This is a genomic window from Bremerella sp. JC817 (assembly GCF_040718835.1).
Lineage (GTDB): Bacteria > Planctomycetota > Planctomycetia > Pirellulales > Pirellulaceae > Bremerella.
In genome coordinates, this window is sequence record NZ_JBFEFG010000281.1 from 650,354 (window position 1) to 662,850 (window position 12,497).

Sequence of the window (12,497 nt, forward strand, 5' to 3'; positions counted from 1 at the left end):
TCTTCTCAAGCGGAGGCGACAGGACTCGAACCTGCAACCGGCGTAACCGGCGACGGATTTCAAATCCGCTCCCTAACCAATTCGGCTCGCCTCCGGGCGTGGGTAATCGATTGATTTCCCATCAACGTAAACGCTAACGAGCCCATGGAGTTATGTCAACGGGCCGAGTTCCGGTCGCAGCGATTGCAGTGACTTAACGGCGGGCAGCTTCTCGTGCGAGAGCGATATTTTTCGCGAGTCCTCCAATATTGGAACGCGACCAGACAATAACGCTATGATGAAACCGCCGAATCGTTGCCCGAAAGACACTTGGATCGTACCTCCATGAATAATCTCCGGCAAAGCATCATCGCGCTGCTCCTCCTCGCATCCCTCTTCCTGCTGTCAGACTGGCTACCTGCGGGCAGTCCGACGGTTGCCTTTGCTCAAGAACTTCCTGCGACGGTGGAAGATATTCCTGATGCCGCAGAGTTGGAAGGGGAGCCGAAGCTTTACACATCGCCGCAAAGCATCTTGTCCGACTTTTTCGGACGGCGTCGCGCTGGCATGGTGGTGAACGGCCTGGAAGATATCGTCGGGGTGACGGCGACCGGGTTATCACCGCTTTTGGTGCTCTCGATCGCGTCGCCAGTCGTCTACTTCATGACCGATCCGGCTCAGCGAGAGTCGCTGATCTTTCTTTATCAGCCGTGGTTCTTCATCCCCGTGATATTGATCACGCTGCTGATGATGTTCAAAGACACGGTACTAACGTTTGCCAGCTATCTGAAGCTGCCGCTCGACATCCTTGGTGTGCTATTTCACTTGCTGGGTTTTCTGGTCGGTTTCCGTTTGATTTACCACTTGCTCGATGTGAACCTCGGCGGGCAATCAGGCCCAATGGGAACTATTCTCGCTTTGGGGCTTGTCGTCTTGATGTTCGCGTTCTACACGAGCGTCTGGGTGATGAGTAACGTCTTTGAAGTGTTGATCCTGATCAATCCATTCCCGCTGGTCGATACGGTGCTGCGAATCGGTCGGATTGGCGTGCTACTGTGCATGTACCTGGCCTGCTGGATTCATCCGGCGCTGGGCGGGATGATCGCGGTCCCGATCTTGATCGTGTCGTTGATCACGTTTGAAAGATCGTTCCGAACCACCACTCTCGGGTTCCGACTGATCGGCGATGTATTTCTGTTTCGTAGCGACAAGATCGACGAGAACCGCAAGAAGTTCACGACGTTCATTTCGGTGGGTGGCCCGCTCCCTTGGCTGACACTCGGATCGATTTCCCAGGGAGACAACGGCTGGCAATTCAGTTACCGCTACTTGTTGATTGGACCAAGTCGAATCATCCTATTGCCACCCGGCCCTTACGCGATTGCTCAAGGCTCGCTCTTTCCTGGTCTTCTGCGCGTGACCGAGAACGGTACGCAACTGATCCTGCGATTCCCAGCGTCCTATCGTGGTCAGGAAGCGGCGTTAGCTCAGAAGTTTGGCTGCGAAGATATTCACGACTTCCGCTGGAGCACGCTCACACGCTCGATGGGAGGGTCGATTTGGCGAGGCATTTTTGGCAAAGGAAAGGAGCCCTCGCAAACGGCTACTGCCGGGTCGACAACGCCAGAACCCGTAGAAGAGACTTCCTCCGCCGAGGCCGTTTCGCCTGTCGAGAGTCAAGGATAATTCTGACGGTATTACGAATATAAGAATCTGCAATGAATTGGAAATGGAATCCGCAGATTCGGTCCATAGCATGCTAAGTTATAACATCGAACCATACATTCTTGTTTTTGCGCCTCAGACAATGACGAAGCTAATGGCGTGAGGACATCACTCTAAAAAACAGATCGGCAACTTCGGTTGTCGCATCAAGGCCGTCAAGAACCTGCCCCTCTTGACGGCTTTTTTATGCGCACATTGTGGAGTTTATCGACGTTGCAAGTCGGTACGGTTCCCCGAATTCTCCCGCATCGCCGTCTCCCCTACTCCGCTTCATAGCCGATGCTTTGGTTACCGAAATGCCGCGATGCAAATCGTGGGCAGGAAGCCGTTGTGTATCTGGGGGCGGATCACAACGGTTTTTTTACGCGCCGACGGCAATGCCACCATCGATAGCAAAACGGCTTTTTGTGGCAAAGTTTGCCGATTACGGCAATTCTCTCGATTGTGCCGATTATCTGGCCGATATCCATTCTTGCGTCACGACACCATTCCCCCCTGCCCTGCATTCCAGGGTGGTTCGTTTGATGTGAACCTGGAAACCTCGACATGATGGCACGTCACTTAATTCTCAGCTTGTTCACCGTAGCCCTGTTGGCATCTGTCGGTTGCCGTACCGTTCCGAGTTGCAACTCTTGCAACCTGGGCGGAGTCAGCTCGGCTGCCGGTTGCGGATGCAGCGATTGCGGTTCGACCTGCGGATCGTCTTGCAGTGGTGGTACGACTTGCGGCAAGAGCTACGGTCCGAACTACGATGTTTGCTTGCCAGGCATCCCCTTCGCCGAAATGCGTCAACGTTTGCGTAATAACCTGACGTGTACCGCCGGTTGCTCGGACGAAGTGTACTGGGGCGAATGGATCTCGGACCCACCGAAGTGCGATCCATGCGATTGCTTCGGAAACTACATCGGCCCTGTCGGTGGCCCATGCCGCCCTGGCCTGCTCGGTATTCGCCGCGGCGACGACTCCTGCACCAGCATGTGCGACAAGGGAACACCTTGTAACAGCTGTGCCTGCCAGGCAAAGGCCCGCACGGTCGGCTACGAACACGCCGTCCCTGGCGAATCGACCATCCTGTACGATTCGGAAGTCCCGATGGAATATCAGCAGCCAACGCCGGCATCTCCTTCCGACACCACGATGATGCGGATGCAATCGAAGAGCTACCCAACCTCGGCGACTAGCCGTCAGCCACACACCCTTGGCCGCGGCAGCATGTAATCCAAAACAATAGCCAGGGGGGCTTTTGAAGAGACGCGATCACGACGGTGATTGCGTCTCTTTTTTATGCGCTCATCCCTAGAGAAGACCACCGCGAAGCAAATGCTGGAGTGGCCCCGCATGCACATCGATGCGATCGAATCGCGAAGGACTCTAGCGATAGTAGCTCGGTCCGGTGCCGCCGAAGCGATACTCGAAGCCACCACTCACCGAGAAGTTGTTCGAGGAAACCGCGTCGGTTCCACCAAGTGCAAGGTTATCGAGAAGCTCGAAGCGAAGAGCGACTCGCTTGTGCAAGAAGTACTTGAGACCTAAGCCAAACGGCATCGAGACCTGAGACTGATCGCGGGCACGGCCCAGGACATCTTCATACTGAAACACGGCGGCCCCTAGACCAATCGTGGCGTAAGGTCGCCATTTGGTATCGCCCCACGGATAGAACTGCACGTTGTAATCGAGCAGCACCAGCTGACTCTTTCCTGAGAAGGTGGTATCGGTCGGATAGATCAAACGTCCCTGGGCGAAACCAAGTCGGACTTCCGTTCCCCAGTAGTGATCGAAGTCGTAGCCCAAACGAAAGCCGTCAAAGAAAGCGCCCGACTGTTCGACATCGCCGGGGATCAAGTTCTGCAACATGATCGTGCCGGCGAACGCATCGAAGTGGAACGGACGATTCCGCCAGCTCATTCCTTGCAGTGGTTGCCCCCAGCCAATATGCCGAGCCGGATCGTCTGGATGACCATGCACGAAGTCGAAACGGTGCTGGTACTCTTTTCGATTGGCACCACCAAACCACGACTCTGACGAGCCAGGCGTTTCATAGATACGCTTCGGTTCGACGTCGATAACCTCGGCATCCAAGATCGATTCCGAGACACCTTCCATGATGGGTGCGTTCGCCGTCGGCAGCTCTTCTTGTGCCTGGCAAATCGCCACGCACCATCCACTGGCAACTAGGGCCAGGAGCATCGAGAACCGAATTGTAAAACGACGGATCATCCACCTACCTCGTGGGGGCATCTGTGATAGCTGCCAAATTAGGGCAGCGGATTATCGAAATGCACCCCGGTCACGTCAATGGATCTTCTGAAGTCAAAGTTGGTGGGATTGAAACGATTTGCTAATTTATCGCTGCTGAGCGCAATCTTCCTTGCTAACCCCTTCGGAGCAGACCATGCCAACTCGTCATCTTGGGATTCTAGGCCTTCTACTTTGCCTTCCCGTTAGTCCGCTAGCAGCCGATCCGGTTCCAGCCCAAGGCGGGGGGGATGGCGCCGTCGATGAAGTCGAGCAGATCCGAAAGCAGCTTGGGCCTGAGTTCTCCATCGAATCGAAAGAATTCGAGATCGAGTTCGAGCATCGCGAGCCTGGACATCGAAATTCGTCGGCATTCAGCCCTGGGCATCCTTCGCCTGACAAAACCACGCAAATGAACGAACGCCTCCGAGCGATGAGCCAGGCGACCCGCGATCAGGCCCGCCAGCTCGAGCAGATGGCTGCCGAAGCAGAAATGAAAATGCACTACGAGTTAGCCGATCGCTTGCGGGATGTGGCTCGCCGCCAGTGGGAATCGGCTCGTTTCATGCGAGCTCCACTGGAATACCCGGCCCACCCGGAACCAGGCTTCGTGCCACCATCGTTCCCGATGCCGGCCATCCATCATGCGGAAGCAGATCATCCAATGCCGCATCCTGCGGAGCATGCCCCCCACCAGGAAGCACCACCAGAAACCGATTCTCACTGGATCCCAGGTCCGCCGCGACCTCACGGGCCTCAAGATCGCCCATCTGCCATGCGTGCGCCAGCGTCGACGAAGAATCCGGATCGCTAAATCGCCCTCTGACGCGACCTTTCCCCCCATATCGGCAGGAACTTGACGACCGCCCTGGTCGTCAAGCATGATGAGACTGCGTGTGTAGACCTAAAATTCACGCACAAAAGGCTTAACGGCGATCCGCGGCGCGTGGTACGCTAGTAATGCACTTATCTTTTTCTCTAGATCACTTCTCCCTTCCATATTCCGCTCGGAGGATAGCGCTTTGGCTGGAACCCTGGGAAATTTTGCGGACATTCTGATTCGACGCGGACTTGTTGGTCCTGACCAGCTGCGCGAGGCCGAAACCATGGCCGATGCCCAGGGAATCTCGGTTCCTGAAGCATTGATCCGCTCGGGCTACGTCGCCTCGAACGATGTGATGCGTGCCGTCGCCGAAGAACATGGCCTCGACTTCATCGACCTGGACGAGGTCCGAATTCCGATGTCAGCCGTGGAAATGGTGCCGGAATCGGTCGCTCGTGAAAACGTCGTGATGCCAATGGCCGAAGACGATGGCGCCCTGAAAGTCATCATTTCCGACCCGCTCGACCTCGGAACCATCGATAAACTTCGATTTATTTTGAATCGAAAGATCGAAATTGCCCTCGCTCCGCGTGAAAACATCACCGAAGCGATCAACCGCTATTACGGGCAGCAAGAAGGGGAATCTGCGGACTCGATGCTGCAGGAATTCACCGACACGGCGATCGACTTCACCGACACCATGGAACAAGACACCATGACGATGGCGGGGGAAGAGTCGATCGACGAAACCAGCGCCCCTGTGGTGCGTCTGGTCCAGTTGATGATTAGCGAAGCGGTTCAGCTTCGTGCCTCGGACATCCATGTCGAGCCGTTTGAAGACCGCGTCCGCATCCGCTATCGCATCGACGGTCGTTTAATTGAGCGTGACAGCCCCCCCAGACGTATGCTGGGTGCCATCCTGTCCCGTCTCAAGATTCTGGGGGGTATCGACATCGCCGAACGTCGTCGCTGCCAGGACGGTCGTATCAAGGCAGACGTCGGCACCAAGACGATCGACCTTCGCGTGAGCGTGATCCCGACCAACCATGGTCAGTCGATCGTCATGCGTATTCTGGATAAAGACAGCATCAAGGTGGGCATTCGCCAGCTTGGTCTGTCGGACGGCAACTTCATCAAGTTCAACAACCTGATCAAGCGTCCCAACGGCATTATCCTTGTGACCGGTCCAACCGGTTCGGGTAAGACCACCACGCTGTACGCTGCCCTGAACGAACTGAACCGCCCCGACACCAAGATCATCACTGCGGAAGACCCAGTCGAGTACTACCTGCCAGGGATCAACCAGACCCAAACGCGGCATAGTATCGGGCTCGACTTTGCCAAGATTATCAAGGCAATGCTTCGTCAGGCCCCGAATATCATTCTCGTGGGTGAAATGCGCGATAGTGAAACAGCATCCATGGGGATCCAGGCCTCTCTGACTGGACACTTGGTTTTCAGTACACTACATACGAACGATGCGCCCGGTGCCATTACACGTTTGATCGACATGGGTGTTCCCTCGTATCTCGTTTCAAGTACAATTATTGGGGTGCTAGCCCAGCGTTTGGTGCGTGTGATTTGCGAGAAGTGCAAGGCACCGTTCAAGCCAAGCAAAGAGACTTTGCAGGCAGCCGGCATTACCCCAGAGATGGCCGAGAACGCGACCTTTATGAAGGGGCGTGGATGTGGCAACTGCCAGCGTAGTGGCTACAAGGGCCGCATGGGTATCTTTGAGTTAATGCAGATGAATTCACGACTTAGAGAGCTGGCGTTCCAAGGCGCATCGACGCAGGACATCCGCAAAGCGGCAGTCGCTGGCGGCATGGAAACCTTGTTCGACGACGGCGTCCGCAAGGCCATGATGGGCAAGACCAGCCTGGAAGAAGTCTTCCGCGTGGCGAAGATCGTCGAGAAGTAAATTCTCGGCCCTTACCACCCCATTGGCGGAAAACAAAAGAGAACAAGCGTTTACGAGCTATCCCGCCGTAAACGCTGAAATTAAACCGACTTATTTGAGTCCTTGGCGGCAGATAGCAACAATTCTGCCATACGGGACAGCTTTTCCATCGCTTTTCAACATTTATTCATCAGCAGTTCAAGTTCCAGTCGGCAAACTGGAGTCTTTGGCGCGAACCAGCTCGGTCGAAGTCAAAGCCTTGTCCTCCAGACGACTGCGACGATTAGAGGCTGGATGTTCTTCGAGGGTCGGGCGTAAGCGCAAGGATGCCCCCTGAACGAGGACCGTCCAATTCGTCACAAAGGGAACATATGGCCACCATTCTGATCGACAAGTTGCTGCAAGCTGCCATCAAGCAAGGCGCGAGCGATATCCATATAACCGTGGGACAGCCCCCGGTGTTCCGCTTGCATGGCCGAATGCGTCAACTTGATACCAAGTCGCTCGAACCGGAAGACACCGTTTCGCTGATGAAGAGTATCACGCCAGAACGTTGCCAGCGGGAATTACAGGAAACGGGTGGTTCCGACTTTGGTTTCGCGTTCTCGGACCTGGCTCGCTTCCGTGTGTCGGTGTTCCGCCAACGCGGTAACATCTCGATGGTGCTGCGTCAGATTCCTAACGACATGCTCACCCCCGATCAGCTGGGTCTGCCGGCGAAGGTGCTCGAGCTGTGTCACCGTCCGCGTGGCTTGTTCCTGGTGACGGGGCCAACCGGTTCGGGGAAAAGTACGACGCTCGCCAGTGTGATCAATCACCTCAACGAGACGATCGACCACCATATCATCACCATCGAAGACCCGATCGAATTTTATCACTACCACAAGAAGTCGACGGTCAACCAACGTGAAATTGGCGTCGACGTCCCCAGCTTCTCGGAAGCCATTCGTCGCGCACTTCGTCAGGACCCCGACGTGATCCTGGTGGGTGAAATGCGAGACTTGGAAACGATCGAGGCGGCCATTTCCGCGGCGGAAACGGGGCACGTGGTGTTTGGCACGTTGCATACCAACAGTGCGGCGAGCACCGTCGACCGTATCATCGACGTGTTCCCGAGTGGTCAACAGGACCAGATTCGTACTCAGCTTGGTTCCGCCTTGCTGGGCGTGTTGGCCCAGACGCTCTGCCCAAAAATTGGGGGTGGTCGTGTGGCTGCTTACGAACTGCTGAACGTGACCTCAGGTATTTCCAACCTGATTCGCGAAAACAAAACATTCCGTATTCCATCGATGATTCAGACCGGCTCGAAGCACGGGATGATCTTGATGGACGACTCTCTGTTCAATCACTGGCGAGCCGAACGCATCACCATGGAAGATGCCCTCGCCAAAGCCCAGAACCCGAACGACCTAGCCAAGCGTATCGCCGACGCGCGACGCGGCCTAGTCGAAGAACGTCCCGTCGTCGCTTAGTCGACTTTCGGACGACACCACCTTTTCCTGATTCCTTCCTGACGGACAACGAGACGACTTCATGGCAGTTCGCCGACTTGGACAAATTCTGGTCGACCTTGGCTTCATCAGCGACGAGCAGTTGGACCTGTTGCTGGAAGAACAAGAAGCTCAGGCGGAACACCAGCCGCTCGGCAAGATCGCCGAGGATATGAACCTGATCACCGACGATCAGCTGGCTCAGGCTTTGGCCGAACAGCTGCACATGCAGGTGATCAGCCTGGACGACGTCTCGATTGCCCCAGACCTGCTGCGTCGCATCACCGAACCGATGGCGCAGTTGTACAAGGTGATTCCGGTCTCTTACGAAGAAGACATGAATCGCCTGACCATCGCGACCTGCGAGCCACAGAACCTGTCGACCCAGGACGAACTTCGTCAGTTTTTGGGTTACGACATCAAGATGGTGGTCGCGACCGAGCGGGACATTCAAAAGACGCTCGATCGATACTACTCAGAAGACTCCGAGAGCTTCGAGGGTCTTGTCCGTGACTTGGAAGGTGACAACGACCTCGCCAAGGCAGCCGCTGCTCTGGAAGGGGACGGCCCGATCGATATTACCGACGCTGAGGCCCTTGCCGATAGCGCCCCTGTTCGCAAGCTGCTGAACATGGTGCTGCTGATGGCGATTAAGGACCACGCGAGCGATATTCACTTCGAACCATTTGAAGAAGAGTTCCGCATCCGTATCAAAGCGGACGGCGTGCTCTTTGAAATGGTTCCTCCGCCACGCCACCTGGCGTTCGCGATTACGACTCGTATCAAGGTGATGGCGAACCTCGACATCGCCGAGCGTCGTTTGCCGCAGGACGGTCGTATTGAATTGACAGTGGGTGGTCATCCGGTCGACTTGCGCGTGAGCGTGTTGCCAACCATGTTCGGTGAAAGCGTCGTGATGCGACTTCTCGACCGCAGCGTGGTCTCGCTGAACATCGAGAAGGTCGGCATGGGCGAAGACACACTCAAAGAGTTCCGCCAGGTGATGCACAAGCCGAACGGTATCGTCCTGGTGACCGGGCCGACCGGTTCCGGCAAGACGACAACCCTTTACTCGGCCCTCAGCGAACTGAACGTGATCACTGAAAAGCTGATCACCACTGAAGACCCGGTCGAATACGACATTGACGGCATCATCCAAATTCCGATCGATCCCGACCTGGGCAACACGTTTGCGAACTGTCTGCGGGCCATCCTGCGACAAGACCCCGACGTGATCCTGGTGGGTGAGATTCGAGACCTGGAAACGGGCGAAATCGCGATTCAAGCGTCGCTCACGGGTCACTTGGTGTTCAGCACGCTGCACACCAACGACGCACCTTCCACCATCACGCGTTTGAAGGACATGGGCATTCCGACGTTTATGATCACCGCGACGGTGGAAGCCATTTTGGCTCAGCGTCTGGTGCGTCGCGTTTGTAGCCAATGTCGCCAGGAACACGAACCATCCAAAGACGCGATCTTCCTTCTGAGCATGAAGGAAGAAGAGCTTGCCGGCCGTAAGTTCTTCAAAGGAACCGGCTGCGAGAACTGCAACGGTACCGGCTACAAAGGCCGTATCGGCATTTTTGAATTGATGATCATGAACGACAACCTGCGGGAAATGATCATGCGAAATACCTCGACCGACGAACTGCGGGACGAAGCCAAGAAGTACGGCATGACTCCCCTTCGCGATGCCGGCCTGGCGTTGGCGTTCGACGGCCTGACAACCCTGGACGAAATTCTTCGCGAAACGGTTGTCGACTAAACCTTATCCTTTGCTGGCCAGCAAACACCGATCACCTATTTCGACCCACTTACGTAAGAGCCCGACGTAGCCATGCCAACCTATCAATTTGAAGCGATGGACGCTCAAGGTCAGGAGATCCGCGACGTCATCGAGGCCCCAACCGAAGACGATGCCCAAGCTACTATCCGGCAGATGGGCTACTTCGTAACGCGTATCAACGAGAAGAAGTCTCGTGAAAAGACGGGTGCGAAGGGGAAAGGGAAACAACGCGGGATGGCCATCGGTGGCGTCAGCCATCGACAGTTGACCACCTTCACGCGGCAGTTGGCCATTCTGCAAAATGCCGGTCTGCCGATTCTGCGAAGCCTGAAGATTCTCGAACAACAAGCCAAGCCTGGCCGTTTGAAGAACAGCCTGATGGATGTCTGCGAAGACATCGAATCGGGTGCCGGCCTTTCGGAAGCAATGGGCAAATGTCCGAAGTGCTTCAACCGACTGTACGTGAATATGATCCGTGCTGGTGAAGCGGGCGGTGCGTTGGAAGTCATTCTCCTGCGTCTGGCCGACTTCATGGAACGTGACGCCGACCTGCGACGTAAGGTCCAGGGTGCCATGATCTATCCGTGCGTGGTGATCACGGTGGCGGTCGGTATTTTGACGTTCATCATGATCAAGATCGTGCCGACGTTCCGCCAGATCTTCGAGGACTTCGAGCTCGACTTGCCCGCCATGACCGAGTTGCTGATCACCATCAGTAACGCTGTGGTCAACTACTGGTACTGCATCCCACTGATTCCGGTGGCGGTGTTCCTCTTCGTCAAGCTCTTAAGAAAATTCAAACATGGCCGCATGGGCTGGGACTTGTTCTTCTTGAACATTCCAATCTTCGGCGGCCTGGTCGAAAAGAACGTGTTGGCACGAACCACGCGTACATTGGGCACGCTTATCTCCTCTGGGGTTCCCATTTTGGAATGCCTCAACATCGCTCGCGATACCAGCGGTAACGCCATGTTCGAGCGGATGTACAACAACGTGTCGGAATCGGTGAAAGAAGGTGAATCGATCTTCAAACCGATGGAAGAGAATTGCAGGGCTCCCTTCCACCCCGTCGCCTTGTTCCTGTGGGTTGTCTTTCCGGTGGCTCCCTTTGTTTCATTCTTCTTTATCCCGGCGATGCAGCCGTTTGCCTGGCAGGCGGTCGGTGTGGCGGGTGCCATCGGGGCAGGCTGGTACTTCCTGACGCTCAAGCGGCGAACGGTCGAACTGTTCGTGACGAACATGATCGACGTGGGGGAAGAAACGGGTGAACTCGACACCATGTTGTACAAGGTGGCCGACACCTACGACGAAGACGTCAAGGTGCTCACCGAGTCGCTCACCAAGATTATGGAACCGCTGTTGATCGTGTTCCTCGGCCTTTCGGTCGGGTTCATCGTGATCGCGTTGTTCCTGCCGCTGGTCGACCTGATTCAGAACCTGAGTTAGACGCTCGCCAGCGACAACAGACGGCGTCCCGAGTTTCAGGGGTTTCGGAACGCTTTGCCTGGGAAACCAACATCTTGAAATCAATCCACCAGACCGGTGCATCCGAGTCTGCCCAATATCCAACACAAGGACGAAGCACCGCTTCGTCACAGGAAAGGTCTACCATGACATCCCGACATCGCGCATGCCATCGTGGCTTTACCCTCGTCGAATTACTGGTGGTGATCACCATTATCGGAATTCTGGCGGGCCTGGCTCTGATCGGCTTGCCGGGCGTAATCCGAAGCGTGCAGTCCGCGGCCATGCATGCCGAACTCGTCCAGATCGGCACAGCCATCGAAGAGTTTCAGAAGGAACGTGGCTCTTACCCTCCCGACGGCAACACCGTTGTTACCGCAGGGGCCGGTGCTCGAGCCGCTGCGTTTAACAGCTTTCTGAACAAGCGATTTCAACAACGTAATGGTGGAGCAGACAATCCGAACTCCACGGCCCAAGCTCGTACTCGCCTGATGGCACTGGGTACCAGCCAAGGCATCGTGAATCCGAGCCCAACGGCGGGAACTCCTTATCAGTTGGAAGACATCGATCCTTCGGAAGCTTGGGTCTTGATGATGATGGGCTTCAGCCCGGACGTTGAACTGCCACTCACTGGCGATGGCGATCGTCAGCGTCGCTTCGAATTCGATACCACGCGACTGGTCGACGACGACGGCGATGGCTGGTGGTCTTACAAAGCCAAGTACAGCAACTCCCCTGTCGTTTACTTTAATTCCAATACCTACGTCAATGGGGCCGGTAGCGTAGCCTCTTTCACCGATCCTTCCGGTCTCGTGCAAGGTCAGGCTCGTCCTTACGGTCGTGTGAACTCGGCAGGTGCCTTTGAATGGGTCGCCCCGAACAAGTTCCAGCTGATCATGGCTGGCATCGACGACGACTTCGGCAGCTACGGCGGCGTGACGGAAATGAAGATCTATTCGTCCGGCATCGCCGATTCCACGGCTGCTCCGACCTCGGTCGATTACACCCCGGCCGACTTCGACAACATTACCGACTTCAGCCAGGGTGCCACCCTCGACGCCGACACCGAACTGTAACAGGGAGCGAATCATG

At 55.8% G+C, this 12,497-nt stretch carries 9 protein-coding genes and 1 tRNA gene; 8 read left to right on the plus strand and 2 right to left on the minus strand.

The window, feature by feature from the left end:
- Positions 1 to 10: 10 nt before the first annotated feature.
- Positions 11 to 94, minus strand: a tRNA-Ser gene (locus AB1L30_RS25615).
- 230 nt (positions 95 to 324) lie between these two features.
- Between AB1L30_RS25615 and AB1L30_RS25620 the strand changes: the two genes are divergently transcribed.
- Positions 325 to 1,665: a hypothetical protein gene (locus AB1L30_RS25620; protein ID WP_367017274.1), complete on the plus strand. Its 1,341-nt coding sequence runs from the start codon at positions 325 to 327 to the stop codon at positions 1,663 to 1,665.
- 585 nt (positions 1,666 to 2,250) lie between these two features.
- Positions 2,251 to 2,922 carry a hypothetical protein gene (locus AB1L30_RS25625; protein WP_367017275.1) on the plus strand — a complete coding sequence of 224 codons (672 nt, stop codon included), beginning with the start codon at positions 2,251 to 2,253 and terminating at the stop codon, positions 2,920 to 2,922.
- A gap of 153 nt (positions 2,923 to 3,075) precedes the next feature.
- On the opposite strand, the gene AB1L30_RS25630 is transcribed toward AB1L30_RS25625, so the two are convergent.
- Positions 3,076 to 3,921 (minus strand): porin family protein, encoded by an 846-nt coding sequence (locus AB1L30_RS25630; protein ID WP_367017277.1) that lies wholly within the window; start codon positions 3,919 to 3,921, stop codon positions 3,076 to 3,078.
- A 175-nt stretch (positions 3,922 to 4,096) separates the two neighbouring features.
- Between AB1L30_RS25630 and AB1L30_RS25635 the strand changes: the two genes are divergently transcribed.
- The 6 genes from AB1L30_RS25635 to AB1L30_RS25660 all read left to right on the plus strand — a co-directional run bounded on the left by AB1L30_RS25635 (position 4,097) and on the right by AB1L30_RS25660 (position 12,481).
- A complete protein-coding gene (locus AB1L30_RS25635) occupies positions 4,097 to 4,753 on the plus strand; it encodes a hypothetical protein (protein ID WP_367017279.1) in 657 nt (218 codons plus the stop codon).
- Between the two features lie 208 nt (positions 4,754 to 4,961).
- Complete coding sequence (locus AB1L30_RS25640) at positions 4,962 to 6,683, plus strand: GspE/PulE family protein (RefSeq protein WP_367017281.1); 1,722 nt, start codon at positions 4,962 to 4,964, stop codon at positions 6,681 to 6,683.
- A gap of 350 nt (positions 6,684 to 7,033) precedes the next feature.
- Positions 7,034 to 8,134, plus strand: coding sequence for a type IV pilus twitching motility protein PilT (locus tag AB1L30_RS25645; protein WP_367017283.1), 1,101 nt, complete (start codon positions 7,034 to 7,036; stop codon positions 8,132 to 8,134).
- Between the two features lie 61 nt (positions 8,135 to 8,195).
- Entirely contained in the window at positions 8,196 to 9,920 is a 1,725-nt protein-coding gene (locus AB1L30_RS25650; RefSeq protein ID WP_367017285.1) for an ATPase, T2SS/T4P/T4SS family, read from the plus strand.
- Positions 9,921 to 9,992: 72 nt separating this feature from the next.
- Positions 9,993 to 11,387, plus strand: coding sequence for a type II secretion system F family protein (locus tag AB1L30_RS25655; RefSeq protein WP_367017287.1), 1,395 nt, complete (start codon positions 9,993 to 9,995; stop codon positions 11,385 to 11,387).
- Between the two features lie 164 nt (positions 11,388 to 11,551).
- Positions 11,552 to 12,481, plus strand: coding sequence for a type II secretion system protein (locus AB1L30_RS25660; RefSeq protein ID WP_367017289.1), 930 nt, complete (start codon positions 11,552 to 11,554; stop codon positions 12,479 to 12,481).
- Positions 12,482 to 12,497: the final 16 nt, after the last annotated feature.